The organism is Pseudomonas sp. (assembly GCF_035512415.1).
GTDB lineage: Bacteria > Pseudomonadota > Gammaproteobacteria > Pseudomonadales > Pseudomonadaceae > Aquipseudomonas.
On sequence record NZ_DATKDZ010000009.1, the window covers coordinates 122,310 to 149,262 of the forward strand.

28 protein-coding genes are annotated in these 26,953 nt (G+C 61.9%); 8 read left to right on the plus strand and 20 right to left on the minus strand.

The window, feature by feature from the left end:
• Positions 1–40 precede the first annotated feature (40 nt).
• From flgK to VMP31_RS04130, 11 genes are all read right to left on the minus strand, one after another.
• Entirely contained in the window at positions 41–2,062 is a 2,022-nt protein-coding gene (gene flgK, locus VMP31_RS04080) for a flagellar hook-associated protein FlgK (RefSeq protein WP_325504342.1), read from the minus strand.
• Between the two features lie 6 nt (positions 2,063–2,068).
• The gene (gene flgJ, locus VMP31_RS04085; protein WP_325504344.1) at positions 2,069–3,241 is read right to left on the minus strand and encodes a flagellar assembly peptidoglycan hydrolase FlgJ; all 1,173 of its coding nucleotides are present in this window, start codon (positions 3,239–3,241) and stop codon (positions 2,069–2,071) included.
• An 11-nt stretch (positions 3,242–3,252) separates the two neighbouring features.
• Positions 3,253–4,356 (minus strand): flagellar basal body P-ring protein FlgI, encoded by a 1,104-nt coding sequence (locus VMP31_RS04090; protein ID WP_325504346.1) that lies wholly within the window; start codon positions 4,354–4,356, stop codon positions 3,253–3,255.
• An 11-nt stretch (positions 4,357–4,367) separates the two neighbouring features.
• Positions 4,368–5,087, minus strand: coding sequence for a flagellar basal body L-ring protein FlgH (gene flgH / locus VMP31_RS04095; protein ID WP_325504348.1), 720 nt, complete (start codon positions 5,085–5,087; stop codon positions 4,368–4,370).
• A 98-nt stretch (positions 5,088–5,185) separates the two neighbouring features.
• Positions 5,186–5,971 carry a flagellar basal-body rod protein FlgG gene (gene flgG, locus VMP31_RS04100; RefSeq protein ID WP_325504350.1) on the minus strand — a complete coding sequence of 262 codons (786 nt, stop codon included), beginning with the start codon at positions 5,969–5,971 and terminating at the stop codon, positions 5,186–5,188.
• A 46-nt stretch (positions 5,972–6,017) separates the two neighbouring features.
• Positions 6,018–6,758: a flagellar basal body rod protein FlgF gene (locus VMP31_RS04105; RefSeq protein WP_325504352.1), complete on the minus strand. Its 741-nt coding sequence runs from the start codon at positions 6,756–6,758 to the stop codon at positions 6,018–6,020.
• Between the two features lie 194 nt (positions 6,759–6,952).
• On the minus strand, positions 6,953–8,356 hold the full coding sequence (locus VMP31_RS04110) for a flagellar hook protein FlgE (RefSeq protein ID WP_325504354.1): 1,404 nt from the start codon (positions 8,354–8,356) through the stop codon (positions 6,953–6,955).
• Between the two features lie 43 nt (positions 8,357–8,399).
• Positions 8,400–9,068, minus strand: a complete 669-nt coding sequence (gene flgD, locus VMP31_RS04115; RefSeq protein ID WP_325504356.1) for a flagellar hook assembly protein FlgD — start codon at positions 9,066–9,068, stop codon at positions 8,400–8,402.
• Between the two features lie 27 nt (positions 9,069–9,095).
• A complete protein-coding gene (flgC, locus tag VMP31_RS04120) occupies positions 9,096–9,539 on the minus strand; it encodes a flagellar basal body rod protein FlgC (RefSeq protein ID WP_325504358.1) in 444 nt (147 codons plus the stop codon).
• 15 nt (positions 9,540–9,554) lie between these two features.
• Complete coding sequence (flgB, locus tag VMP31_RS04125; RefSeq protein ID WP_325504360.1) at positions 9,555–9,962, minus strand: flagellar basal body rod protein FlgB; 408 nt, start codon at positions 9,960–9,962, stop codon at positions 9,555–9,557.
• 346 nt (positions 9,963–10,308) lie between these two features.
• Positions 10,309–10,911 carry a peroxiredoxin C gene (locus VMP31_RS04130; protein WP_325504363.1) on the minus strand — a complete coding sequence of 201 codons (603 nt, stop codon included), beginning with the start codon at positions 10,909–10,911 and terminating at the stop codon, positions 10,309–10,311.
• 273 nt (positions 10,912–11,184) lie between these two features.
• Here VMP31_RS04130 and VMP31_RS04135 point away from each other — a divergent pair, with 273 nt between their 5' ends.
• On the plus strand, positions 11,185–11,403 hold the full coding sequence (locus tag VMP31_RS04135) for a bacterioferritin-associated ferredoxin (RefSeq protein ID WP_325504365.1): 219 nt from the start codon (positions 11,185–11,187) through the stop codon (positions 11,401–11,403).
• Between the two features lie 195 nt (positions 11,404–11,598).
• Positions 11,599–12,069 carry a bacterioferritin gene (gene bfr, locus VMP31_RS04140; protein WP_325504367.1) on the plus strand — a complete coding sequence of 157 codons (471 nt, stop codon included), beginning with the start codon at positions 11,599–11,601 and terminating at the stop codon, positions 12,067–12,069.
• Between the two features lie 213 nt (positions 12,070–12,282).
• Here bfr and grxD read toward each other — a convergent pair whose 3' ends face one another.
• The 3 genes from grxD to VMP31_RS04155 form a co-directional block, all read right to left on the minus strand.
• Entirely contained in the window at positions 12,283–12,609 is a 327-nt protein-coding gene (gene grxD, locus VMP31_RS04145) for a Grx4 family monothiol glutaredoxin (protein ID WP_325504369.1), read from the minus strand.
• A gap of 157 nt (positions 12,610–12,766) precedes the next feature.
• On the minus strand, positions 12,767–14,875 hold the full coding sequence (locus VMP31_RS04150; protein WP_325504371.1) for a molybdopterin oxidoreductase family protein: 2,109 nt from the start codon (positions 14,873–14,875) through the stop codon (positions 12,767–12,769).
• A gap of 187 nt (positions 14,876–15,062) precedes the next feature.
• A complete protein-coding gene (locus VMP31_RS04155) occupies positions 15,063–15,494 on the minus strand; it encodes a hypothetical protein (RefSeq protein WP_325504373.1) in 432 nt (143 codons plus the stop codon).
• 332 nt (positions 15,495–15,826) lie between these two features.
• On the opposite strand from VMP31_RS04155, the gene argF reads away from it, so the two are divergent.
• Both argF and VMP31_RS04165 read left to right on the plus strand, forming a co-directional pair.
• Entirely contained in the window at positions 15,827–16,747 is a 921-nt protein-coding gene (argF, locus tag VMP31_RS04160) for an ornithine carbamoyltransferase (protein WP_325504375.1), read from the plus strand.
• Positions 16,744–17,853 carry an ABC transporter ATP-binding protein gene (locus VMP31_RS04165; protein ID WP_325504377.1) on the plus strand — a complete coding sequence of 370 codons (1,110 nt, stop codon included), beginning with the start codon at positions 16,744–16,746 and terminating at the stop codon, positions 17,851–17,853. The genes argF and VMP31_RS04165 overlap by 4 nt, the downstream gene beginning before the upstream one ends.
• A 70-nt stretch (positions 17,854–17,923) precedes the next feature.
• On the opposite strand, the gene VMP31_RS04170 is transcribed toward VMP31_RS04165, so the two are convergent.
• On the minus strand, positions 17,924–18,742 hold the full coding sequence (locus tag VMP31_RS04170; RefSeq protein ID WP_325504379.1) for a PhzF family phenazine biosynthesis protein: 819 nt from the start codon (positions 18,740–18,742) through the stop codon (positions 17,924–17,926).
• Between the two features lie 347 nt (positions 18,743–19,089).
• Between VMP31_RS04170 and VMP31_RS04175 the strand changes: the two genes are divergently transcribed.
• Together VMP31_RS04175 and VMP31_RS04180 are read left to right on the plus strand one after the other, a co-directional pair.
• Positions 19,090–20,319, plus strand: coding sequence for an alginate export family protein (locus tag VMP31_RS04175; protein WP_325504381.1), 1,230 nt, complete (start codon positions 19,090–19,092; stop codon positions 20,317–20,319).
• 78 nt (positions 20,320–20,397) lie between these two features.
• Positions 20,398–21,180: a type IV pili methyl-accepting chemotaxis transducer N-terminal domain-containing protein gene (locus VMP31_RS04180; protein WP_325504383.1), complete on the plus strand. Its 783-nt coding sequence runs from the start codon at positions 20,398–20,400 to the stop codon at positions 21,178–21,180.
• Between the two features lie 21 nt (positions 21,181–21,201).
• On the opposite strand, the gene glpK is transcribed toward VMP31_RS04180, so the two are convergent.
• Both glpK and ybaK read right to left on the minus strand, forming a co-directional pair.
• Positions 21,202–22,689: a glycerol kinase GlpK gene (gene glpK / locus VMP31_RS04185; RefSeq protein WP_325504385.1), complete on the minus strand. Its 1,488-nt coding sequence runs from the start codon at positions 22,687–22,689 to the stop codon at positions 21,202–21,204.
• A 38-nt stretch (positions 22,690–22,727) separates the two neighbouring features.
• Positions 22,728–23,198 carry a Cys-tRNA(Pro) deacylase gene (gene ybaK, locus VMP31_RS04190; protein WP_325504386.1) on the minus strand — a complete coding sequence of 157 codons (471 nt, stop codon included), beginning with the start codon at positions 23,196–23,198 and terminating at the stop codon, positions 22,728–22,730.
• Positions 23,199–23,295: 97 nt separating this feature from the next.
• On the opposite strand from ybaK, the gene VMP31_RS04195 reads away from it, so the two are divergent.
• The gene (locus tag VMP31_RS04195; protein WP_325504388.1) at positions 23,296–24,054 is read left to right on the plus strand and encodes a DeoR/GlpR family DNA-binding transcription regulator; all 759 of its coding nucleotides are present in this window, start codon (positions 23,296–23,298) and stop codon (positions 24,052–24,054) included.
• Between the two features lie 139 nt (positions 24,055–24,193).
• Complete coding sequence (glpD, locus tag VMP31_RS04200; protein ID WP_325504390.1) at positions 24,194–25,735, plus strand: glycerol-3-phosphate dehydrogenase; 1,542 nt, start codon at positions 24,194–24,196, stop codon at positions 25,733–25,735.
• A 137-nt stretch (positions 25,736–25,872) separates the two neighbouring features.
• On the opposite strand, the gene ccoM is transcribed toward glpD, so the two are convergent.
• From ccoM to VMP31_RS04215, 3 genes are all read right to left on the minus strand, one after another.
• Positions 25,873–25,989, minus strand: coding sequence for a cytochrome c oxidase subunit CcoM (gene ccoM / locus VMP31_RS04205; RefSeq protein ID WP_298140885.1), 117 nt, complete (start codon positions 25,987–25,989; stop codon positions 25,873–25,875).
• Positions 25,990–26,144: 155 nt separating this feature from the next.
• On the minus strand, positions 26,145–26,306 hold the full coding sequence (locus VMP31_RS04210; protein ID WP_325504394.1) for a hypothetical protein: 162 nt from the start codon (positions 26,304–26,306) through the stop codon (positions 26,145–26,147).
• Positions 26,303–26,899: an alpha-ketoglutarate-dependent dioxygenase AlkB gene (locus VMP31_RS04215; RefSeq protein ID WP_325504396.1), complete on the minus strand. Its 597-nt coding sequence runs from the start codon at positions 26,897–26,899 to the stop codon at positions 26,303–26,305. The genes VMP31_RS04210 and VMP31_RS04215 overlap by 4 nt, the downstream gene beginning before the upstream one ends.
• Positions 26,900–26,953 lie beyond the last annotated feature (54 nt).

Genomic DNA, 26,953 nt, shown 5'->3' on the forward strand with positions numbered 1-26,953 from the left:
AAAGGGGATTGTTCTGCGCGCGCCGGCAAGCGGCGCGCTTTTATCTGAATGTACTGATCAGGGTATCGAACAAAGAGCGCGCAACTTGAATAACCTGCGCCGAAGCGTTGTAGTACTGCTCGAACTTGATCAGGTTGGCCGCCTCTTCGTCGAGGTTGACCGCTGACAGCGAATCGCGATTATCGGTCGCCTGCTTGAGAATAGCCCCGGTCGCCTCGCTGTCCTGCCTGGCCTGCGCCGTCAGGGTGCCGACCCGTTCGACCAGATCGCCATAGCCATCGGTAAAGCTGACGCCCGTTGCAATAGTGCTCACGCTCGGGTCCACACCGATGGTCTGCTTGCTTTGCAGGTCGACCAGCTTCAAGGCGTTACGGTTATCCGATACGCCGTTGGTGTTGAAGCCCACGTTGAAGCTGTCGCCACTTTCCGGCCGGCCGCTGATACTGAAACTGACCACATTGCCGCCGCCCAGATCGAGTTCATAGCTATTCGTCTGTCCTGGCTGAAAGGCACCAGCCGGTACCCGGGTCAAACCGGCAACCGGCGTGCCCGGGGGGTTCTCGAAGGCACCGGCCCCGTCATAGATCAGGCCCACGGGCAGCGCGGCGGCAATAGCGGCCGCGTCGATGGGGTTACTCCCGGCCGCGATCAGATCGGGCTGGGAAATGCTGCCGTTACCGCTATTTTGCAAGTTCGCCTCGGCCCGCACGGGCGCGGCGAACGCCAACTGGTCGGGCTGGTCCAGCACGGTCGAAATGCTCGTGGCACCGCGCCGGGTGGGCTGCAGAAGAAACTTGTCGGCCGCCGCCGGGGCAGCATCGAGGGCCAGCGCAAAGCCCTGATCGCGGCCAGCCGCATCGGTGAAGGTCAGGCTCGCGGGGTAGCTGCCGGGCGGGTTCGGGCTCACCGTCAGGGTCGCGCCGTCACTCAGGCGACGGGCCTGGTACTGGGTGCCATCGTATTCCAGGCGGTAGTCGCTGGTGGTCAGGATGCTGGTATCGGTGATAGTCAACGCCGGCTGCACGTTGCCGGTATTGGTCGAAAAGGCCCGTGCCCGTAGCGTGGTAAGGGCGGAGTCGTTGAAATCGCCGAACAACGCCGAGCCGACCTGGCCCTTCAGATCCAGGCCCTGGCCAAGCTGGGTGTTGACCTGATCGCTGACTGCCAGTGCCAGCCGCCCTAGGGAGTTAAGGGTCGGGTCCAGGGTCTCGCTGCGGTAGCGGATCAATCCGCCCAGCTCACCGCCGGTAAGCAGGGAGGTAATCCCCTGACGCGAACCGCCGCTGACGAAATTCACTTCGAAACGGGTCGGATCGCCCAGCCCCGGCACCACTTCCAGGCGGCTGGTGGTACTGCCCACCACCAACGGCTGGCCGGAGCCGACAAACAGGTTTAGCGAGTTGTCGTCCTGCGGCACCACGGTGACGCCAACATAGGTGGATAGCTGCCGAACCGCCTCTTCGCGCGCATCGAGCAAGTCGTTGGGCTGCTTGCCGTTGGCCGCCGCGATAGCAATGGCATCGTTATAGCGGGCAATCGAACCGGCCAGGCGGTTGACCTGGTCAGTGACCGCCGACATCTGCTTGTTGATAAATTCGTTCTGTTCGCTGATACGGTCGTACACCGTATTGAAACGCTTGGCCAGGCCCTGAGCCTCCGACAGCACCAGTTGCCGTGCAGGGATATTGGCGGGGTCTTCGGCAGCGGTCTGTAGGGCCGAGAAGAACTTCTGTAGCGAAGGCGTGATGCCCGTAGTCGTGCCGGCCAACAGCGAATCCAACTGCTCGATCTGGCTCTTGTAAGCCTCGACATCGGAGCTGAGCGCCGTACTGCTGCGTACCTGAGTGCTCAGAAACTCGCTGTAGGTTCGGCGGATATCCACCAGGGTGGTGCCCGAACCAATAAACCCGGCACCACTGAACTGCGGCACGCGCGTGGCCTGCACGGTGTCCTGGCGCGAGAACCCCGGGGTGTTGACGTTGGTTATATTGTGGCCGGTGACCGCCAGCGAGGTCTTGTTCGCCGACAGCCCGGACAGGCCAATACTGAGTAGGTCAGCCATGTTTCATCATCCGTTGGTGGACGGCGTACTGACGGCCGCGACTGTCTGATAGGTCTGCATCTGCCGCGCTATCTGGGCGATCTTGCGCGCGTACTGCGGGTCGGTGGCGTAACCGGCTTTTTGCAGCTCGCGGGCGAACTGCTCGGGCTTGTCAGTGCTGGCCAGGGCTTTCTCGTAACGGCCATTACCCTGCAGGAAGCTCACATAATCGTCAAAGCTGTGGGCGTAGGAGTCATAGGCGCGGAAGGACGCCGCTTCCTTGACCGCTTTGCCGCCGCGGTACTCGGTGGTCAACACCCGGGCCGAGTCGCCTTCCCAGCTGTTGTGGCTCTTGATGCCGAACAGGTTGTGGCTGCTGCTGCCATCCTGCTGGCGGATGATCGACTTGCCCCAGCCGGTTTCCAGCGCGGCCTGGGCCACCAGGTAGCGGGGGTCGACGCCAATCTTCTCGGCGGCCTGCTCGGCCATCGGCAGCATGGCAGCAATAAACTCGTCCTTCGAAGCAAACGCCGCCTTGCCGGGTGCCAGGGGCGGCTGGGCCAGACGACGCCCGGTGATGGCGTCGCTGCCATTTAGGCTCAAGGCCGTATCAGTGGGAGCGGCGAAGGCCTTGGCAGGGATCCAGTCATTCTGCGCCAGGGTCTGGGCCTCCGGCGAGCCGCTTGCCGGCACGATACCCGCCAGCAGACGATCGGTCAGCTTGCCCGGCAGCGACAGGCGGCGCTGGTTGATCAACGAGGTGTCGTCACGTGCGCTATCAACCTTGGCCAAAGGCTTGCTCGGCGCACTGGGCACCGGCTCATCGACCTGGGCAAAGGGATTAGGCCGGCTGCCGGCATCCTTGATCTGCGACATCTGCCGCACCAGCACGTCGGCCAGGCCGATGCCGTTCTGATGATTGGACATGGTCACCGACAGCTGCTGGTCGTGCATGTCCTGGTAGGTCTTGCTCTCGTTGCTGTTCATGAAGTTGCCTTCACCGAACACTTCGTTGGCCGAACGCATGGCCTTGAGCATTTCATTAAGAAACAGCGACTCGAACTCCTGAGCCACCTTCTTGATGTTCTTTTCGCTGTCGCCACCGACCTTGAACTGGTTAAGGCGATTGAGATCGTTATAGGCACCACTGTCGAGGGTGGTGGTACCGCCGAGCAAACCGGCTGAAAGACGAGAGTCCATGGCGCAGTCCTCTATATAACGATCAGGTCAGCCTGCAGAGCGCCGGCTTGTTTCAGCGCCTCCAGGATGGCCATAAGGTCGGACGGCGAAGCGCCCACCTGATTCACCGCGCGGACGATCTCATCCAGCGTGGTCCCCGGGCCGAACTTGAACATCGGCTTGGCTGCTTCATCGACATTCACCCGCGAGCGCGGTACCACGGCGGTCTGGCCACCGGAGAGCGCTTCCGGCTGGCTGACAATCGGGTCTTCGGTAATGGTTACGGTCAGGCTGCCATGGGTCACCGCAGCCGGCTGCACGCGCACGTTCTGGCCGATGACGATGGTGCCGGTACGCGAATTGATGATGACCTTGGCCACGGCCTGACCCACCTGCACTTCGAGGTTTTCCAGAATCGACAGGTAGTCCACACGCTGGTTGGGGTCCAGTGGCGCACTGACACGCACCGAACCGCCATCCAGGGCCTGGGCCACGCCGGGGCCGAGCAGTTCGTTGATATGGTCGACGATGTTTTTCGCCGTGGTGAAATCCGGACGGTTGAGGTTGAGGGTCAGGTAATTGCCCTGATCGAAACCGCTCGGCACCGGCCGCTCAACCGTGGCACCACCGGGAATACGCCCGGCCGACGGCACGTTGACGGTAATCCGCGAGCCGTCGCCGCCTTCAGCGTCGAAGCCGCCCACCACCAGGTTGCCCTGGGCGATGGCGTAGACGTTGCCGTCGATGCCCTTCAGCGGGGTCATCAGCAGGCTGCCGCCGCGCAGGCTCTTGGCGTTACCGATGGAGGACACGGTGATATCGATGGTCTGCCCCGGTCGGGCGAACGCCGGCAGGTCGGCATGGATGGACACCGCGGCGACGTTCTTCAGCTGCACGTTGCCGCCCTGGGGCACCTTGATGCCGAACTGCGCCATCATGTTGTTGAAGGTCTGCACGGTGAAGGGCGTCTGGGTGGTCTGGTCGCCGCTGCCGTTGAGGCCGACCACCAGGCCGTAGCCGATCAACTGGTTGGTGCGCACGCCCTGGATACTGGCCAGGTCCTTAAGCCGCTCGGCCTGAGCCAACGACGCCAGCAACAGAGCGGCCGCAGCCAGTAGGTATTTGGAAAGAGTCATGGTGGCCATCCTCAGAACGGCCACATTGGGCTAAGAAAGAAACGACTCATCCAGCCCGGCTGGGACGCGTCGGCAAAGGCCCCGGTGCCCGAGTAGGTGATGCGCGCATCGGCGATGCGGGTCGAAGACACGGTGTTGTCGGTGGCGATATCGTCCGCCCGCACCAGGCCGGCAATGCGCACCAGTTCATCGCCGGTGTTGAGGGTCATCCACTTCTCGCCGCGCACCAGCAGGATACCGTTGGGCATCACTTCGGCCACCGATACGGTGATCGAACCGGTGAGGCTGTTGCTCTGCCCCGCCGCGCCAGAGCCATCGGCGGAACGGGTGGCATCAAAGCTCGCATCCAGGCCCAGGGTGTCATTGGTCATGCCTAGCGCGCTCAGACCTGCCAGGGGGTTCTTCGGAGACACGGCCATGCCGAACAGGTTGGGCACGCCGAGGTTGGCCGAGCTGTCTTTGCTGATCTGACTGTTGCTGTTCTTGCTGGCCTGGGTCCGCTCATTCAGGGTGATGGTGATGATGTCACCCACGCGGTAAGCCTTGCGATCGCCAAACAGGTTGTTCTCGAAACCGGCCTGATAGATCGAACCATTGTTCTGCGAGGCCGGCAGCGGCGTGCGCGGCAACACGGGAGCGTAATAGGGGTCATTCGGCTTCGGCGCGGGGGCCATGCAGCCGCTCAGGACCAGGGGGCCAAGCAGTGCGAGAAGGGTCATCAGCCGGTTCATATCTACTACCTCAGGTGTTGCACGTTGCAGGGTGGCCGAACCCCTCCATGGGGCCATGCCTACTGGGCCTGGCGGGTTAAGCCGCTAGGCCCTGTGCCTTAAAGATTCTGCGAAATAAAGCCGAGCATCTGATCGGCAGTGGAAATCACCTTGGAGTTCATCTCGTAGGCGCGCTGGGTGGTGATCATATTGACCAGCTCCTCGACCACGCTGACGTTGGAATTTTCCAGGGTGTTCTGCAGGGTGGTGCCCAGGCCGTTCAAGCCTGGCGTACCGACCTGGGGCGCGCCGCTGGAGGCGGTTTCCAGGAACAGGTTGTTGCCGATGGCCTCAAGGCCTGCCGGGTTGATGAAGTCAGCGGTCTGCAGGTTGCCGACGATCTGCGGCTGCGGATTGCCGGATGTGGTCACCGAGACGGTGCCGTCTTCACCCACGGTAAAGGTGCGCACTTCGTTGGGCAGGACGATCGCCGGCTCCAGGGCATAGCCATTGGAGGTGACCACCTGGCCGTCGGAGTTCAGATGAAAGCTGCCGTCGCGGGTATAGGACACCGTGCCATCGGGCATCAACACCTGAAAGAAGCCACGGCCGTTGATCGCCATATCCAGCGGCTGCTCGGTGGTCTGCAGGCTGCCGGCGGTAAAGATCTTCTGCGTGCCCACCACCCGCACACCGGTACCCAGTTGCAGGCCGGAAGGCAGTTGGCTGTCCTGGCTGGACTGGCCGCCGGGTTGACGACGGATCTGATACAACAGGTCCTCGAACTCGGCCCGATCGCGCTTGAAGCCGGTGGTCGAGACGTTGGCCAGGTTGTTGGAAATGGTGGTCAGGTTCATGTCCTGAGCGGACAGACCGGTCTTGCTGACCCACAGTGCCGGAAGCATAGCGATTCTCCTCGGGTGTCGTTTTACCGACGCCGCGTGCTGATAATTAGGTCATCTGCAAGACGCGCGCCATGGCTGTCGAATTATCTTCGGCAGTGCGCATCATCTTTACTTGCAGTTCGAATTGGCGCGACAGGGAGAGAATCGCAGTCATCTCTTCCACGGCATTGACGTTGCTCGACTCGAGAAAGCCCGACGTCACCTGGACGGTCGCATCGGCTTGCACCTGGCCCTGGCCCTTGAAACGGATCAGGCCGTCAGTGCCCTTCTCCATTTGCTTGAGGTCCGGATTGACCAGCTTCAGGCGGTCGACCTCGGCCAGCACGTTGGGGGCCTCGCCGAGGGCGCGAATGCTGATGGTGCCGTCCTGACCGATCTCGATCTTCTGCTCAGGCGGCACGGCGATAGGCCCGGCATTGCCCATCACCGGCAAGCCGTTGCCGGTACGCAGCACACCCAGGGCATCGACATTCAGGCTGGCGGTACGCACATAGGCTTCGCCACCGTCAGCGGCCTGCACGGCCAGCCAGCCCTGACCACCAATTGCCACGTCAAGGTCACGGCCGGTTTCCTGCAGCGAACCTGGGGTGAAATCGGTACCCGGGCGCTCGCTCATGGCGTAGACCCGCGACGGATAACTGTCACCAAAAATCGGCATGGCCCGCGCCTGCTCGAAATCGCGGCGAAAGCCGGTGGTCGAGATATTCGCCAGGTTGTTGGCGTGGGCACGCTGGGCCAGGCTGTTCTGGTGGGCCCCAGTCATGGAAACGTACAGCATCTTGTCCATGGTCATTCTCCGAGTTGGGCTTGCCGCCCGCTGCTCTGTACAAGCTATAAAGCAATAGCTATGCCAGTTTCGAATAACAACTCTAAGACACTGAAAAATATGAATTTTTAAAAAACAAAAGGGCTCCGAATGGAGCCCTTCTGACAATTGCCCGGCGATCCCTTGCCGCCTGCGGCAGGCTCAGGGCCCGCTTATCAACGCAGGTTGATGATGGTCTGGGTGATGGCACTCTCGGTTTCAATGGTCTTGGCGTTGGCCTGGTAGTTGCGCTGAGCCACGATCAGGTTGACCAGTTGGTCGGACAACTCGACGTTGGAGTCTTCCAGCGCACCGGATTGCAAGGCACCCAGCGTACCGCTGCGCGGTGTACCGACCACCGGCTCACCGGAGGAGAAGGATTGCACCCAGGCGGTTTTACCCACGGGTGTCAGCCCCTGCACATTGGCGAAGTTGGCCAGAATCACCTGGCCCTGCACCTTGGACTGGCCATTGGTGTAGCGGGCGAAAATCACCCCGGTATCGTCAATCTCCAGGCCGGCCAACTGGCCGGTGGTGTAACCATCCTGGCTGACACTGTTGACCGCAAAAGAGCTGGAGAACTGGGTGGAGCTGCGCAGGTCAACCAATATGCCAGTGGCATTGGCGTCGGCCCCATTGCCCGACCATACCGGCGGCGTGCCGCCGTCGGAGGCCGCCGGCACCCAGTCATTCAGGGTGAAACGCCCGTTGGCGTCGACGGTAAAGCTCGGACTGGAAACCAGGCTGCTGGTGTCCAACTGGCCGCTGGCAGTAAAGCCGACCTCCATCGAGTACGGCACGGTCGAGGTCGGGGTGGCCGGGTTGCGCCCGTCGATCAGTACATTCATCTGCCACTGGTTAGCCCCGGTCTTGACGAAGTACTGAGTCAGCACATGGGCATTGCCCTGGGTGTCGTAGACGTTGGTGGAGGTGGACGAGTTGTAGGTGGTCGGGTCGGCCGGATCGAAGGAGGCATTGGCCGCCGCCTCGGCCGCGGCGACTTCCGCGGCAGTCGGGTTCAAGGGATCCACGGCACCGGCAATCGAGGTGTCATAAGCGCCCTGCCAGGTTGCCGGCACGGTGTTGGTCGAATTCAGGTTAAAGGTCTGGTTGAGTGTGGTGGTCGCCCGCGGGGCCTGGCTGGCGGTTTCGATGCGCAGGTCGCTGATCACGCCATTTTGCAGGTTACCGTTGCCGTCGACAGGGTAGCCCTGCAGCTTGTAACCGAAGTTGTTCACCATAAAGCCATCACGGTCAGTACCGAAGTAACCGGCACGGGTATAGCTGACCTCGCCGTTATTGCTGGTCTGGAAGAAGCCGTTGCCGTTGATCGCCAGGTCCAGGGCATTCTGCGTGTAGTTGATATTGCCCTGATTGAACAGCTGCGACACGTTGCTCAGCAGCACCCCACTGCCCTGGGCATTCTTGCCAGAGCCGAGTACCGAGGCCGCATAGACATCGGCGAACTCCGCACGGGACTGCTTGAAGCCGGCCGTGCCGGCGTTGGCGATATTGTTGCCGGTGACGTTGAGATCACTGCTCGCAGCGCGCAGGCCACTCAAACCGATATTGAACGACATGGAAGTCTCCTTTGCCGGAACAGCCGGCACTCAAAGCTGTTGGTTACTGACCGATGACCTGCACCTGGGACAGCGGCACACTGCCCAGCCCCGCCAGGTTGAGCATCAACTCGCTGCCGCCCAGGACCACACTGTCGACGTTGGCCGGGAGCATGGTGTACAGCCCCTTGGTCTCGCCCTCGTAAGTCGCCTGCGCTTCAAACTTGTAGGTGCCGGGCGGCAACAGATTGCCGCTGGCATCCTTGCCGTCCCAGATAAAGCTGACGTTGCCGGCGGCCTGCTCGCCCATATTGATGCGGCTCACCGCCGCCCCGGTCTTGTCGTAGACGTTGACGTAGACGTTGCTGCTGCTGGTTGGCAGCACCAGGCTGGCCTTGAAGCTTTCGCTGGTGTCGACCACCGCTGTCTCCGACGGCACTATCACCTTGCGCCCGACCAGCGAAGAGGCCTGCAGAGCCTGAGAAGACTGGTAGCCGCTGAGCAGCGAGCCCATGCTGGTGTTCAGCTTCTCGATCCCTTCCACCTGGCTGAACTGTGCCAGCTGGGCAATAAACTCGCCGTTGCCTTGCGGCTCCAGCGGATTCTGGTTGTTCAACTGCGCCACCAACAGGTTGAGAAACTCATTCTTGCCCAGCTCCTTGTTGGCCGTGCCCTGATTCTTGATCTGGTACTGATCCAGTGCCGTACCACTGACATCGCCTACAGTGCTCATACTCATGCGCTCCTTGTGCCCGACGGCTTACTGACCCAGGGTCAATACGCGCTGCATCATCTGCTTGGCGGTATTCATCATTTCAACGTTGGTCTGGAAAGCCCGGCTGGCGGAAATCATGTCCGCCATCTCTTCCACCACATTGACGTTGGGGTAATACACATAGCCGCCGGCATCGGCAGCCGGATGATTAGGCTCGTAGCGCGGCATCAGGCTGCTCTGATCCTCGACGATGCCCAGCACCTGAACACCGCGACCGGCCTGGTCCTGATCGGCGAACAGCGAGCCGCGATCACCGTTCTGCGCCTGCTCGAACACGGTGGCGAACACCGGGTGACGGGCGCGATAGGTCTGATCAATGCTCGATGACACCGACTCGGCGTTGGCGATGTTGCTGGAAATGGTATTCAGCCGAGTGCTCTGGGCACTCATGCCGGTTCCGGCGATATTGAACACACTGGCTAGGGACATGGCATCGGACTCCTGTTAATCGCCGCGCAGGGCGGTGACCAGCCCTTTGAATTTGCTGTTGAGCAAGGTGAAACTGGCCTGGAACTGCACCGAGTTTTCCGCGTAGTTGGATTGCTCGATCTGCAGATCAACGGTGTTCTGATCAATCGATGGATGGAACGGCGTACGGTAGGCCAGATCAGCCTCCCCCACCTGAATGCCATCGGCAGCGATATGTCGGCTATCAGTACGATTCAGGTTGACCGGGCCGCGCTGGGTCTTGGCGCTCTGCTCGGCCAACACCGTGGCGAATTCCAGGTCGCGCGCCTTGTAATTCGGCGTGTCGGCGTTGGCGATGTTGTTGGCCAGCACTTCCGCACGCTGGGAGCGAAAGCCGAGTGCCTGCTGATGGATGCCGAGTGCCCGATCGAAACTGATGCTCATGGTCAGAAACCTTTGCCGGTTGCCGTTGCTGTTTTCCGTAGCAAACCATAAGCAATCGTTGTGCCATTTTATTTTTTACATATATTTCAATAACTTATGTAATTTAATCACCTACGAAAAGGCAAAAGCGGCAAGCGCTTTCCGCCTCCAGGCGGCAATGCGGCAATGCGGCAATGCGGCAGACAGCCTGTCGGATTGCCAGGGCATGGCAAGGCGGCCCGAGCGAGGCCTAATCGAAGGAAGCCTCACGGCTATATAGAGACGGGAACGCTCAGCAGCGGACCACGCAGGAACCAGGCACAAAAAAACCGGCGCGAAGCCGGTTTTTCCATGCAGCGCTGCGACCTTACAGAGCGGTAGCATTCTCCGACAGGTACTGCGCAACGCCTTCTGGCGAAGCGGTCATGCCCTTGTCGCCCTTCTTCCAGTTGGCCGGGCAAACTTCACCATGCTCTTCGGTGAACTGCAGGGCATCAACCAGACGCAGCAACTCATCCATATTGCGACCCAGCGGCAGGTCATTGATGATTTGCGAGCGCACAACGCCTTGGGTGTCGATCAGAAAGGCACCGCGCAAGGCCACACCATCGGCGTTTTCGACGTCATAAGCCTTGCAGATGGCATGGTTGATATCGGCCGCCAGGGTGTACTTGACCGGGCCGATGCCGCCCTTGTCCACCGGGGTGTTACGCCAGGCATTGTGGGTGAAGTGCGAATCGATGGAGACGCCGATCACTTCGACATTACGCGCCTGGAATTCGGGAATACGGTTATCCAGAGCAATCAGCTCGGACGGGCAGACAAAGGTGAAGTCCAGCGGATAGAAGAACACCAGGCCGTATTTGCCTTTGATCGCCGCGGACAGGCTGAAGCTGTCGACGATTTCGCCATTGCCCAGCACCGCTGCAACGTCAAAATCCGGGGCTTGCTTACCTACGAGTACGCTCATTGAGATCTCCTTGATTGATCAATCCAGAGCAAGCCCGCTGCGCACATAGGCCTTACGCCGCGCCGGGGCTTACACCAAAACGGCCGGTCATCATACACCGCGCCTTTATCCATCGCCCACCGCCCCAGTCCTTAGCCGGACCACTGCGCCGCAGCCCCCAGGCAGGCCGGACAGCCCGCGAATAAGTGCTGCCAAATAGTTCTTTGACAAGCATTCTCATTAGCATTAGTATCTTTCTCAACCTAACCCACAGCCACGCGGCGAGCCTAAATCATGTACGTCTGTCTTTGCGAAGGTGTTACTGACGGTCAAATTCGCGACGCCATCTACGATGGCTGCTGCAGCTATCGCGATGTCCGCGCCAGCCTCGGCGTTGCCAGCCAATGCGGCAAATGCGCCTGCCTGGCCAAGCAAGTAGTACGCGACACCCTCAGCGAGGTGCAAAGCGGCCAGGCCGCCCTCGCCTACCCCGCCAGTTTTGTAGCCGCCTGATTCCCGCTGCTACCAAGAACCGGACCTAGTGTCCGGTTTTTTATGTCTGTAATTCAAGGCGTTAGCCGCAAAGCGCAGAACTTAAGCATTCGCACTTACATTAAATTTAACTTTAATTTCAATTGCTTAGGTTTGACAGCTGAAAACCATGGGCCCAGAATTTGGTGCTAACTTCCCTGCAAGGCAGACGCAGATATGAAAGGCGACAAGAAAGTCATCCAGCATCTGAACAAGATCCTCGGTAACGAGCTGGTCGCGATCAACCAGTACTTCCTGCATGCACGCATGTACGAGGACTGGGGCCTGAAGAAACTCGGTGAGCACGAGTACCACGAGTCCATCGACGAGATGAAGCATGCGGACAAGCTGATCAAGCGCATCCTCTTCCTCGAAGGCCTGCCGAACGTGCAAGACCTGGGCAAGATCCTGATCGGTGAAAACACCCAGGAAATGCTTGAGTGCGATCTGAAGATCGAGCACAAAGCCCATATCGACCTGAAGGCGGCGATTGCCTACTGCGAGAGCATCGGCGACTACGCCAGCCGCGAACTGCTGGAAGAGATCCTCTGCTCGGAAGAAGACCATATCGACTGGCTGGAAACCCAGCTGAGCCTGATCGGGACTGTGGGCCTGCAGAATTACCTGCAGTCGCAGATGGACGAATAAGCGCAAAACACCGCGCCATAAACAACAAACCCCGCACTTGGCGGGGTTTGTCGTTTATGCGCAGCCGGCTTAGCAGGCCGTTGGAAAACGTAGGCGAGGCAGGCAAGACAAGGCAAAAACGGCCGAGGAAGCGGAGTTTACTGGTTGTAAATGAGCATTCCGAGGCCGTTTTTAACGCAGGATTGCCCACGCAGGTAGTTTTCCAACAGCCTGTTAGGCGTCAGCTTTCTGCACAGCGTCCTTGATCAGGGTCTGCAGCTCACCCTTGTCGAACATTTCCGCCAGGATGTCGCTGCCGCCGACCAGCTCACCACCGACCCACAGCTGCGGGAAGGTTGGCCAGTTGGCGTACTTGGGCAGGTTGGCGCGGATTTCCGGGTTCTGCAGGATGTCGACATAGGCGAATTTTTCGCCACAAGCCATGACAACCTGGGCCGCCTTGGAGGAAAAGCCGCACTGTGGAGCGTTTGGCGAGCCTTTCATGTACAGCAGAACGGTGTTGTTGGCGATCTGCTCTTTGATGGTTTCGATGATATCCATTGGGCACCTCAGGACTTAACTTTCCCGACTCACGGGTCGGCACGGTGGCGGCATTGTAACCAAAAGCCGAGCGTAATGCTCGGCCTTCCCATAGCCCCCCGTAGCCCGGATGCAATCCGGGGAGTGACTTCAAGACAGCCCCCGGATTTCATCCAGGCTACGCAGCGACAACCTGCACCGGTACACCGTTAAGCGCCGCATTACCGGACAGCGCATCGAGCTGTCGATCATCGGTCAGGTCATTGGCGCTGGCCCCCGGCTGGGCGCTGGCAATAGCCATTTGCACCCCCGGCCGGGCATGACCCCAGCCGTGGGGCAGGCTGACCACACCGGCCATCATTTCATCGCTGGCCGCCACTTCCACCTCGATAGCGCCAACCCGCGAACGCACCTGCACCAACTGGCCGTCGACCAGACCGCGCTGCGCCAGGTCCATCGGATTCATCAACAGCTGGTGGCGCGGCTTGCCCTTCACCAGGCGGTGGTAGTTGTGCATCCAGGAATTGTTGCTGCGCACATGGCGACGGCCGATCAGCAGCAATTCGTCGGCAGCGGTCTGCGGCTGTTCGGCAAAACGCGGCAGATCACTCAGGAGCAAGGCGGGAGCGGCCTGCACCTGCTGGTCCGGCGTGCGCAAACGCGCGGCCAGATTGGGCTTGAGCGCCCCCAGGTCGATGCCGTGAGGATGATCCAGCAAGGTGGCCAGGGACAGCTTGTGCTCGGACTTGTCGCCATAGCGGCCCATGCGCAAGCCCAGATCGACCATCTGGGACGGCTCCATGGTCGGTTTCAGTGCTACGCCGAGCTTGCCGGCGAAGGCCTTGGCCAGGCCGACGAAGATCTCCCAGTCGTGCAGCGCCCCGGCCGGCTTTTCCAGCACTGGCAGGTTGAAGCGGGCGACGTTGCGCACGGCGAAGCTGTTGAAGGTCATGTCGTAGTGGTCATGCTCCAGCGGCCCGGTGGGCGGCAGGATCAGGTCGGCATAGCGGGTGGTTTCATTGATATAGGGGTCGATGCTGAGCATAAATTCCAGACCATCCAGGGCCTGTTCCAGCTGGCGGCCATTGGGGGTCGACAACACCGGATTGCCGGCCACCGTGATCAGCGCGCGGATCTGCCCTTCACCCTCGGTAAGCATTTCTTCGGCCAGAGCCGCCACCGGCAGTTCGCCGCCGTATTCCGGCAGGCCGGAGACGCGGCTGCGCCAGCGGTCGAAGTGGGTGCCGGAACTGGAGGTGGTCAAATCGATGGCCGCCTCGGTGCACAGCGCCCCGCCCTCGCGGTCGAGGTTGCCGGTAACCAGATTGATCAGCTGGATCAGCCAATGGCAGAGGGTGCCGAAGGCCTGGGTGGACACGCCCATGCGGCCATAGCACACCGCCTTGTCGGCGGCGGCGAAGTCGCGGGCCAGCTGGCGAATGGTTGCCGCCGGCACGCCACAACGCTCGCTCATGGCTTCGGCGGTAAAGCCAGCGATGGCTTGGCGCGCCTCATCCAGGCCGGCAACCGGCAGGTGGCTGGTACGCCCCAGATTTTCCTCAAACAGGGTATTGAGCAGGCCGAACAGCAGCGCGGCATCCTGCCCCGGGCGGACGAACACATGCTGGTCGGCGATGGCCGCGGTCTCGCTGCGACGCGGATCGACCACCACCACCTTGCCACCACGGGCCTTGATCGCCTTCAGGCGTTTCTCCACGTCCGGCACGGTCATGATGCTGCCGTTGGAGGCCAGCGGATTGCCGCCGAGAATCAGCATAAAGTCGGTGTGGTCGATATCGCAGATCGGCAGCATCAAGCCGTGGCCGTACATCTGCAGGCTGACCAGGTGATGGGGCAGCTGGTCCACCGAGGTGGCGGAAAAACGGCTGCGGGTCTTCAGCAGGCCGAGAAAGTAGTTGCTATGGGTCAGCAGCCCATAGTTATGCACGCTGGGGTTGCCGTGATAGGTGGCAACGGCATTGGCCCCATGGCGGGTCTGGATATCGGCGAGCCGCTCGGCGACCAGGTCAAAGGCCTCTTGCCAGTCGATGGCCTGCCACTCGCTGCCGATACGGCGCATGGGCTGTCGCAAACGGTCGGGGTCGTTCTGGATATCCTGCAGGGCCACGGCCTTGGGGCAGATATGGCCGCGACTGAAGCTGTCCTGGGCGTCGCCCTTGATCGAGCGGATCTGGGTCGAGCCGTCATCCTGCTGTTCGGTTTCGATGGTCAGGCCACAGATGGCCTCGCACAGATGGCACGCACGGTGGTGGAGGGTCTTGCTCATGGCCTGGCCTCATATTCTTGTTGTGACTGGAGCGACGGCTCGTCGTATCAAGACTATGGCGGCTGGAAGGGAAGTCTACTAGTAGGGTTCGTCTTATGAATCGGCAGGCATCATGCCTGCCGATTCAACGCCGCGCGTAATCCACAGTGCCAAGGCGATCTGCATATCACCGATCGCCTGCAGCGGCTTAGCGGATAGCGGTGACAGTGCCTTTGTTACCGGTCACTTTTACGCTCACGGTTTTGTAGACGAAGTAGTCCTGCACATTCACTTCGTAACGCGGGGCGACGATCACGTCGGCACCCGAGGCCTTGACGGCCTTGTAAGCAGCTGCGGATTTGGCGGAAGCCACCGGGTCAAGACCCAGAGCAAATCCACCCTCGCTCCCACCATAGGTCACGCCATCGGCGAACTGGGTATCACCACCCAGCTTGAACACATTGAACAGAATGTTCACCGACGACTCACCGGAGATGGTCTCGCCCACTTTCACGTCGGCCTTCAGATTAGTGCCTACGGTACCGTTGAGCGGTACAGCAGGTTGACTGATGTTCTGGCTGGCACAGCCAGTCAGCAGAGCGAAGGCAGAAATAGCGGCGATAGATGCAAGATGCTTCATTTGAAACTCCGTTTCACAACATTCCATGAATACCCCGTTGCGGGGCAACGCATTGCCTCGAAAAGGCGCGGGCATCCTAAGTGCCAGCCCAGGGGGGTTCAACAACAGATGTCAGTTTTATGACATCGCTGACAAAGAAATAGGAAAAGGCTTCCAACCCGTCCGGCCAGCGTGACCGAGCAGGCAGTTTGCGCCTGCTCGTCATTTCCTTATAAGATCGCGCCTTCCCCGTTTCGTCGCATGGTGCGGCCTCCAAGCCGCAGGTTCTGCCGTTTTCCTTAATTCACCCTGGCCCTTGAACCTGCGCCCCTGCTGTCAAAAGGTAGTTAACGATGAGCGCAAGACACTTTCTCTCGCTGATGGATTGCACACCGGACGAATTGGTGAGCCTGATCCGACGCGGTATGGAGCTCAAGGACTTGCGCAATCGCGGCGTGCTGTTCGAGCCGCTGAAGAACCGCGTACTGGGGATGATCTTCGAGAAGGCCTCGACCCGTACCCGCCTGTCGTTCGAAGCCGGGATGATCCAGCTCGGCGGCCAGGCCATCTTCCTTTCGCCGCGCGACACCCAGCTGGGCCGTGGCGAGCCGATCGGCGATGCGGCCATCGTCATGTCGCGCATGCTCGACGCAGTAATGATCCGCACCTTCGCCCACAGCAACCTGACTGAGTTCGCCGCCCACTCGCGGGTGCCGGTGATCAACGGCCTGTCCGACGACCTGCACCCCTGCCAGTTGCTGGCCGACATGCAGACCTACCTGGAGCTGCGTGGCAGCATCAAGGGCAAGACCGTGGCCTGGGTCGGCGACGGCAACAATATGTGCAACTCCTATATAGAAGCGGCCATGCAGTTCGACTTCCAGCTGCGCGTGGCTTGCCCCGAGGGCTACGAGCCCAGTACCACCCTGCTGGCCCAGGCGGGCGAGCGCGTGCAGGTTCTGCGCGACCCGCGCGCCGCAGTAGCCGGTGCCCATCTGGTGAGCACCGATGTGTGGGCCTCTATGGGCCAGGAGGAGGAAGCGGCCGAACGCCTCAAGCTGTTCCAGCCCTACCAGGTCAACCGCGCCCTGCTCGATGCTGCCGCAGAAGACGTGCTGTTCCTGCATTGCCTGCCGGCCCACCGTGGCGAAGAAGTCAGCGAGGATCTGCTCGACGATCCACGCTCGGCGGCCTGGGACCAGGCGGAAAACCGTCTGCATGTGCAGAAAGCCCTGCTCGAATTCCTCGTCGAACCGGCGTACCACCACGCATGAGCCAACCCCTGCTGCTGAACCTGCGCAACCTGAGCTGCGGCTTTCACGAACACAAGGTGGTGCACGACCTCAATCTGCACCTCAATGCCGGCGATATCGGCTGCCTGCTCGGCCCCTCGGGCTGCGGCAAGACCACCACCCTGCGCGCCATCGCCGGTTTCGAGCCGGTGCTGGAGGGCGAAATCCAGCTGGCCGACCGGGTCATTTCCAAGGCCGGTTTTACCCTGGCCCCGGAAAAACGCCGGATCGGCATGGTCTTTCAGGATTACGCCCTGTTCCCGCACCTGAGCGTGGCGGAGAACGTCGCCTTCGGCATCCGCAAACAACCCGACAGCGAACGCATCACCGCCGAGCTGCTGGAGCTGGTCAAGCTCGGCCACCTGGGCAAGCGCTACCCCCACGAGCTGTCCGGCGGCCAGCAGCAGCGCGTGGCCCTGGCTCGCGCCCTGGCCCCGGAGCCGCAGTTGCTGCTGCTCGACGAACCCTTCTCCAACCTCGACGGCGAGCTGCGCCGCCGCCTGAGCCATGAGGTCCGCGATATCCTCAAGGCTCGCGGCACCAGCGCCATCCTGGTCACCCACGACCAGGAAGAAGCCTTTGCCGTCAGCGACCATGTCGGGGTGTTCAAGGACGGCAAGCTGGAGCAGTGGGACACGCCCTACAACCTCTACCACGAGCCGCTGACGCCCTTTGTCGCCAGCTTTATCGGCCAGGGCTATTTTATTCGTGGCCAGCTGCTCAGCCCGGATGCGGTGCAGACCGAACTGGGCCTGATCCGCGGCAACCGCGCCTACACCTGGCCCACCGGCAGCGCCGTAGATGTGCTGCTACGCCCGGACGATATCGTCTACGACCCGGACAGCACGCAGAAAGCCCTGATCGTCGGCAAGACCTTTCTCGGCGCGGCGACCCTGTACCGCCTGCAGCTTTCTACCGGCAGCCAGCTGGAGTCGATCTTCCCCAGTCACGCCGACCATATGCCTGGCGAGGAAGTCGGCATCCGCGTGGCCGCCGACCATCTGGTGGTATTCCCCGCCCCGGGCAGCATCGCCGCCCAGGTCAGCCTCGGCGACTCCGGCGTACGCCGCTATAGCAGCGATAGTTGACTGCTCAACCCACGCATGGCGTACAACACGTAGGGTGCGCCGTGCGCACCAATGCCGTTGACTCCGGCGGTTAGTCCTGCCCAACATCCTCGCTCAGGCACAACCGGCCACTGGCGACCAATACTGCCTGGCCGGCGATCTTTACCCGCTCCCCTTCCAGCCGGCAGTGCAGCTCGCCGCCCCGAGTCGAACACTGGTAGGCGCTGAGTTCATTCTTGCCCAAGCGCTCAGCCCAGTAAGGTACGAGCATGCAATGGGTCGAACCGGTGACCGGATCTTCATCGATGCCAATACCAGGGGCGAAGTAGCGCGAGACGAAATCGTGGCGCTCGCCCACCGAGCTGATCAGCAGCCCCAACCCAGGCAACCTGGCCACGGCGGCGAAGTCCGGCTGACAGGCCCGTACCGCCGCCTCTGTAAGCAGAATCGCCATTAATTCCTGAACCCCCTGGCTGCCGGGCAGGGCCAGCACCGCCTGTACCTGTGTGCCCAGCGCCTGCTCGACCTGCTCGCGCCCCTCCCAAGGCGCAGCCTTGCGCACAGGGAAATCCAGCACCAGCCGATCGCCCTCACGGCTGACCCGCAGCGCGCCGGACAGGCAGCTGAACTCGATGCACTCGCCCTGCTCGCCATACTGCTCAAACAGCACATAAGCGCTGGCCAGGGTCGCGTGCCCGCACAGCGGCACCTCGGCGGCCGGGGTAAACCAGCGGATATGCCAGGCAGCGCCCTCCTTCACCACAAAGGCGGTTTCCGCCAGGTTATGCTCGGCGGCAATCTGCTGCATCAACGCCTCGTCAAGCCAGCGGTCCAGGCGATAGACCATGGCCGGGTTACCGGCGAAGGGGCGGTCGGCAAAGGCGTCGACCTGATGAAACTCAAGCTGCATGGGTGAAACTCCCTATTTCGTTGTTACCACGAGCATGCCGCAGCCCTAACCCTCCTCGCCCCTTACAGGCAGGCGCAATTACGCCGGTACAGCTGCACCGTCTCAATGCGCAGCGCGCATAGCGGGTGCACGAGTTCATCGCAAAAAGTTCTTAAAAACACGGTAAATCTCGCTAAATCAGCCACTTATGAACCTTGGCACGCCACCTGCTAAGACCAACCCCGGTCAGCACAACGGCGTGTCTGCCACACATCCGACAACGACGTCATAGCACCCCCTCCCTGATGGAGATGTGGGCGCTGTGGCGTTTTTTTTTGCGTTTTTTAGCTCACTTTAGGAAGACCGCTATGCGCATGATGAAACTGACCCTGCTGTCGCTGGCCGTTGCCAGCAGCACCCTCAGCCACGCCGCCCGCGCCGATGAGGCATTCAGCAACCTGTTCACCCAGGGCAAGCCGATCCTCGATGGCCGCTACCGCTATGAACACGTCGACCAGGACAACGCCCTGAACAATGCCAACGCCCAGACCCTGCGCACCCGCGTCGGCTTCCAGAGCGGCAAGTGGTACGGCCTCTCGGCGCTGATCGAGGCCGATAACGTCAGCCGCATCGGCGACGCCAGCTACAACAACACGCGCAATGGCCAGACCGACTACTCGGTGGTCGCTGACCCGGACGGCAGCGAGGTCAACCAGGCCCTGCTGCGCTATGACCACAAGTACGGCAGCGCGGTGCTCGGTCGCCAGCGCATCAACCTGGACAACCAGCGCTTCGTCGGCGGCGTGGCCTGGCGGCAGAACGAGCAGACCTACGACGGCGTGCTCGGCCAGCTCAAGCCCCTGGACGGTCTGACCCTGAGCTACGCCTATATCGACAATATCAACAGCATCTTCGGTCCCGGCGACAATCGCTTCGACACTGCCGCCAACCCGGCCAATATCGAAGGCCACAGCCACCTGCTCAACGCGCAGTACATCGTGATGCCGGAGCTGACTGCCACCGCCTACCAATACCGCCTGGGCCTGGACAACTTGGCCGCCGGCGGCCAGTCGAGCAAGACCACCGGCCTGCGCCTCAATGGTGCCATTGCAGGCGTCAGCTACGCCCTGGAATACGCCCAGCAGAGCGAATACGCAGGCAACCCGCTGGACCTGGACAGCGACTACTACCTGGCCGAACTGGGTTACAGCTTCAAGGGCGTGGCCTTCAAGGGCGGCTACGAAGTGCTGAGCGGCGACTCGGGCCCGGGCAACCGTGCCTTCCAGACTCCACTGGCGACCAAGCACGCCTTCCAGGGCTGGGCCGATATCTTCCTGCTGACACCTGCCGACGGCGTTAAGGATGCCTATGTGGGCCTGACCGCGCCACTGCTGGGCGGCAGCCTGCAGGCCTGGTACCACGACTTCCGCGCCGAGCGTGACAGCAGCCAGTACGGCGAGGAAATCGACGTCTCCTACGCCCACCCGATCCCGGGCGTGAAGGGCCTGGTCGGCCTGGTCAAGTACGCCAACTACGACGCCGACGATTTCTCCGTCGACACCGACAAGCTCTGGGTACAGCTGCAATACAGCTACTGATAGCCCCCGGCCCTGCTCTGCAGGGCCTTCCCGCTGTGCCCGCGGCGGCTGCCGCCGCGGTCCTCAAGGAGACATCCCATGCTCAAACCGATTATTGCCGGCCTGCTGTTCGGCCTCGCCCTGCTTAGCCCAACGGCCTGGGCCACCATCAACGCGGCCGAGGCGATGAACCTGTCGGGTATGCAGCGCATGCTCAGCCAGCGCATTGCCAAGAGCTACCTGATGCTGGGTGCCGAGATCCGTCCCGATCTGGCCGAACAGCAGCTCGACCAGAGCATCGCCAAATTCGAAAGCAATTACCTGGCCCTGAGCGAATACGCCCCCACGCCAGAAATCCGCAACGCCCTGCAAGAGGCCGGCACAACCTGGCAGCGTTACCGTGAACTGGCGCTGTCGCGCCCCGATAAACAACAGGCACTGCTGGTCCTGGAGCTCAGCGATCAGCTGCTGGCGCAGAGCGAGCAGGTGGTGCAACTGCTCGAACGCCACAGCGGCGGCCGCAGCGCAGTACTGGTCAACCGCAGCGGTCGCCAGCGCATGCTCAGCCAGCGCATCGCCAAGCTGTACCTGGCCATAAGCTGGCGCTTGCCGGTCGAGGGTCTACAGCAGAGCTTCGAGCAGGCCGTCGGCGAGTTCGAAGTTGCGCTGCTGGAGCTGCAGCAGGCCAGCCAGAACACCGCGCAGATCAGCAAGGGCCTGACCCAGGCCGAAGCGCAGTGGCGCTTTACCCGCGCCGGTTTCAATCTGGCCAACGACTCGCGCTACGTGCCGACGGTCATCACCACCACCACCGAAACCCTGCTGTGGCAGATGAACGAGCTGACCGATCAGTACGAAGGGGTGATGCTGGTGGGTTCATAACCTCTGTGGAGCCAGCTAACCTCAGCCTTCGCTGCGCACCCGCTTGACCGCATCCAGCCAGCCGTCATACAGCTTGCTGCGATGGCTGGCGGTCATGCGCGGGTCGAAGCGCTGCTGGCGGTGCCAATGGCTGGCGATGCTCTCCAGGTCCTGATACAAGCCGGCTTGCAGGCCGGCCAGATAGGCTACGCCGAGGGCGGTGGTTTCGGTGACCTCGGGGCGCTCGACCGGTACCCCGAGGATATCGGCGAGAAACTGCATCACCCAGTTGTTCTCCACCATACCGCCATCCACCCGTAGCGCGCTGGGCTCGGCCGCGCCGTCCTGGCGCATGGCCTCGAGCAAGTCGCGGGTCTGGTAGCACACCGACTGCAGGCCGGCGGTGACGATTTCCTTGATCCCGGTGTCGCGGGTCAGGCCGAAGATCGCACCGCGCGCCTTCGGGTCCCAGTAAGGTGCACCCAAGCCAGTAAAGGCCGGCACCAGGTACACGCCGCAGGCATCGCCGGTCGCCTCGGCCAGAGCCTCGCTGTCGCGGGCATGGGTGATCAGCTTGATGCCATCGCGCAGCCACTGCACCGCCGCACCGGCAACGAAAATGCTGCCCTCCACCGCATAGGTGACCTGGCCACCGAGGCGATAGCCCACCGTGGTCAGCAGGCGGTTTTTCGAAACCACCGGGGTGGTGCCGGTGTTCTGGATCATAAAGCAGCCGGTACCGTAGGTGCTCTTGACCATGCCGGCCTCAAAGCAGGCCTGGCCGATCAGCGCCGCCTGCTGGTCACCGGCCATGCCCAGCACCGGAATAGCCGCGCCGAGCAGCTCGGCCTCGGTGGTACCGAACTCGGCGGCACAATCGAGTACCTCGGGCAGCAGGCTGGCGGGAATTTCGAACAGCTCAAGCAGCTCGGCATCCCATTGCTGGGTGTGGATATTGAACAGCGAGGTGCGCGAAGCATTGGTCGCATCGGTCTTGTGCGACTTGCCGCCGGTCAGCCGCCACAGCAGAAAGCTGTCCACGGTGCCGAAGCGCAACTCGCCGCGCTCGGCACGCTCACGGGCACCCGGCACCGCGTCGAGAATCCAGCGCAGCTTGGTCGCGGAAAAGTAGGGATCGATCAGCAAGCCGGTCTTGCTCGCCACCATCGGCTCATGGCCGGCAGCCTTCAGCCCACTGCAGTAATCGGCGGTGCGGCGGTCCTGCCAGACAATGGCCGGGTGGATCGGCGCACCGCTTACGGCGTCCCACACCAAGGTGGTTTCGCGCTGGTTGGTGATGCCGATGGCGGTGATATCCGTGGCCTGCAGGCCACCCTGCTCTAGGGCCTCGCGACAGACCTGCAGAGTGCTCTGCCAGAGCTCCTCGCCATCGTGTTCGACCCAACCGTCCTGGGGGAAGAACTGCCTGAACTCCTGTTGCGCACTGGCCACCCGCTTGCCGGCACTGCTGAAAACGATGGCACGGCTGCTGGTGGTGCCCTGGTCGATGGCAAGCAGGTAGTGGGACATGCTGAGTTCCTTGTTGTTATAGGTTTAAAACCTGGGAATTAACCGCGGCCAATCGGTGCAAACAACGCCTGAGTCAGCTGCGCCAATACCTCGGCCGCCAACTCGACCTCCAGCCCGCGCCGCCCGGCGCTGACGTAGATGCTGGGAAACTGCTGCGCCGACTCATCGATAAAGGTGCGCAGGCGCTTCTTCTGCCCCAGCGGGCTGATACCACCGAGCAGATAACCGGTGGCACGCTGAGCCGCCCCCGGGTCGGCCATATCGGCCTTCTTCACCCCGGCCACCTGGGCCAGGGCTTTCAGGTCGAGCGTGCCGGCCACCGGCACCACCGCCACCAGCAGCTCGCCCTTCTCGCTCGCCGCCAGCAGCGTCTTGAATACCTGGGCGGGTTCAAGCTTGAGATTTTCCGCCGCCTCCAGGCCATAGGAAGCCGCTTTGGGGTCGTGGTGGTAGCTGTGCACCCGATGCACCGCCTTGGCCTTTTTTAACAGATCGATGGCAGGAGTCATGTTCGAATGTGAAAATAATCTGACAAAGTTCGCGTACCTTAGCCGAAAACTGACGCGACGACAGCCTATAATGTCGCGCGCTTTCAAGGACCCGCCCATGACCCTGCCACCTCGCCAACAGGACATTCTCGAACTTGCCCGCGAACGCGGCTACGTCAGCATTGACGAGCTGGCCCAGGCATTCGGCGTTACTCCGCAGACCATCCGCCGCGATATCAACCAACTGGCCGAACAGGGCCTGTTGCGCCGTACCCATGGCGGCGCGGCGAGTGAAAGTTCCAGCATCCAGAACACCGCCTACAGCATGCGCGCCGGGCAGATGCGCGAAGAGAAACAGCGCATCGCCGCCGCCATCGCCGCACAAATCCCCAACCACGCCTCGCTGTTTATCAACATCGGCACCACCACCGAGGCCATCGCCCGCGAACTGCTCGGCCACAAGGGCCTGAAGATCATCACCAACAACCTGCATGTGGCCGCCCAGCTCAGCGCCAAGGCCGACTTCGAAGTGCTGGTGGCCGGCGGTACGGTGCGCAGCGATGGCGGCGTGGTGGGTCAGGCGGCGGTGGATTTCATCCGCCAGTTCAAGGTCGACTTCGCCCTGGTCGGCATCAGCGGCATCGACGAAGACGGCAGCCTGCTCGACTTCGACTACCAGGAAGTACGGGTCTCCCAGGCCATTATCGACAACGCGCGCCAAGTGTTTCTGGCCGCCGACTCCAGCAAATTCGGCCGCAATGCTGTGGTCCGCCTGGGCTCCATCACCCTGGTCGACCGCGTCTTCACCGATGCTGCCCCCTCCAGCGCCATCGGCCGCCTGCTCAGCGAGCACAAGGTGCAACTCGACCTGGTCTGAGCCCGCCCTCTTATTTACAAAATAATCGACCACTGAGCGCGAAAGCGCAGGATCGGGGTGGCGAAGTCGTGTCTATTCGACTAGCATATTTTCGGAAGTGAACATAAAAACGTTCAATTCCGACCTTTGCGGTGCCGCCATGACTAATCGCCACGCTCCCACCACCCCGCTCGCGGAAATCTATGACCTCGCCGTGATCGGTGGCGGCATCAATGGCGTGGGGATTGCTGCTGATGCGGCCGGGCGCGGTCTGTCGGTGTTCCTTTGCGAAAAGGATGACCTGGCCCAGCACACCTCCTCGGCCAGCAGCAAACTGATCCATGGCGGCCTGCGCTACCTGGAACACTATGAGTTCCGCCTGGTGCGCGAAGCCCTGGCCGAGCGTGAAGTGCTGCTGGCCAAGGCCCCGCATATCGTCAAGCCGATGCGCTTTATCCTGCCGCACCGCCCGCATCTGCGCCCGGCCTGGATGATCCGCGCCGGCCTGTTCCTCTACGACCACCTCGGCAAGCGCGAGAAGCTGGCTGGCTCGCGCGGCCTGCGCTTCGGTGCCGGCAGCCCGCTCAAGGCGGAAATCAGCCGCGGTTTCGAATACTCCGACTGCTGGGTCGACGACGCACGCCTGGTGGTGCTCAACGCCATGGCCGCCCGCGAACAGGGTGCCCATGTACACAGCCGCACTCGCTGTGTCAGCGCCCGGCGCAGCAAGGGCCTGTGGCATATCCACCTGGAGCGCGCCGACGGCAGCCTGTTCTCGATCCGCGCCCGGGCCTTGGTCAATGCCGCCGGCCCCTGGGTGGCCCGCTTTATCCGCGACGACCTGAAGCAGGACTCGCCCTACGGCATCCGTCTGATCCAGGGCAGCCATATCGTCGTGCCCCGCCTGTTCGATGGCGAACAGGCCTATATCCTGCAGAACGAAGACCGCCGTATCGTCTTCGCCATCCCCTATCAGGAGCGCTTTACCCTGATCGGCACCACCGACCGCGAATACCAGGGCGATCCGGCCAAGGTGACGATTACCGACACCGAGATTGATTACCTGCTGCAGGTGGTCAATGCCCATTTCAAGAAGCCGCTGAGCCGCAGCGATATCGTCCACACCTATGCCGGCGTGCGCCCGTTGTGCGACGACGAGTCGGACGATCCTTCGGCGGTTACCCGCGACTACACCCTGGCGCTGTCCGGCCACCCCGGCGAGGCACCGCTGCTGTCGGTGTTCGGCGGCAAGCTGACCACCTACCGCAAATTGGCCGAATCCGCGCTGGCGCAACTGGCTGGGTACTTCCCGAAAATGGGCCCGAGCTGGACCGCCAGCAGCCTGCTGCCCGGCGCGGAGCAACTGGAAAGCCAGAGCGCCCTGGTCGAGGCCCTGTGCGGGCGCTTTGGTTGGCTACCCACCACACTAGCCCGCCGCTGGGCCAGCAGCTATGGCAGCCGCAGCTGGATCATGCTCAAGGGGGTTGTCAATCTCGAGGACCTGGGCGAGCACCTGGGCAGCGGCCTCTACGCCCGCGAAGTGGATTATCTGTGCCAGCAGGAGTGGGCCATGCAGGCCGAAGACATTCTCTGGCGGCGCAGCAAGCTCGGCCTGTTGATGACCCCGACGCAGCAGACTCGACTCACCCACTATTTGGGTATCCACTCGCCCCGCAGCCCGGAAGACGCCCACGCGGCCTAAGGCCTCCAACGGTAGGTTGGCTCGAGCGACCATGCCGTTGTCTGTTGGGCTTCGCTGCGCTCAACGCCAACCTACGGTATAAAAAAAAGGGCGACCGAAGTCGCCCAAATTGCCTTGCGTGCCCTGATTCCGGGGATTCAGCCCTGCTTGCGCTTGTGCGAATCCTTCCAGATGAAATAGCCGACACCGGCGAAGAAGGCGACCATCAAACCGACCGTGCCGATTCCTGCGAGAACTACGACATCGATAAACATGGGTGCCTCCTGCTTGAAGCCTGTGTGGGAATGGCTTCAAGTTAACAGGCACCGTCAGGCGGCTATTGATCCAGATCAAGACGGCACAGGGGCCGGGCGGCGAGACGCGGGTAAACTGATCCAGATCAATGGATCCGCCCCCACAGCAGCGGCAATCAGGGCTTTTTCGGTTTGCCCTTGGGCTTTTTCTTGCCTTTGGGCAATGGCAGGGCCTGCTCGAAGGCGTCGCGCAACTCGTTGAGTTTCTTGTCGCGCAGGTCGTGGATGCGCTTGTCGCGTTCGGCGGTGAAGTCGATCAGCTTGTCGTCGTGGCTCATGGGGTTCGGATCATACGAAAGGTCAGATTCAGGCGTGGCGTACAGGGGCTGCGCGTCTTCGCCACTTGGTGCTGCCAATAATGCTGGGTCGGCCCGCGCATGACCAGCAGCGAACCATGATTGAGCAGCAGCGAGTGCTCGATACGGCTCTGCCCCTTGCGTCTGAAATCGAAACGCCGGCTGCCGCCCAGGTTGAGCGAGGCGATCAGCGGATTGCGTCCCAGCTCGGCTTCATCGTCACTGTGCCAGCCCATGGAGTCCTGACCGTCGCGGTAATAGTTGAGCAACACGCCATTGAGCGGCTGCCCCAGTGTGGCCACCAGCCGAGCACGAATCTGCGCCAGCAAGGGCGTCCAGACCAGGGGCGAGTGGCTCAGGCCAGAATAACGGTAGCGGGCCTCGGCATCGCCATACCAGGCCACCAGCCGCGGCACCACATGCTCACGCCCGTAAAGCCGCACCCGTGGCTGCTGCCAGGGCGTTTCGGCGACCAGCTGCGCCAGCCACTGATCGGCCGTCGGCGGCTCCAGCCAGTGGGCCTGGAAATCCAGTTCGGCGTCGGGCAGCTGCAACGGGGCGTCATCAAATAGCATCGAGGGGCACGTCAATCAAGGTGGTAAGGCTGCAGTCTGTAAGTTTGCGATCGC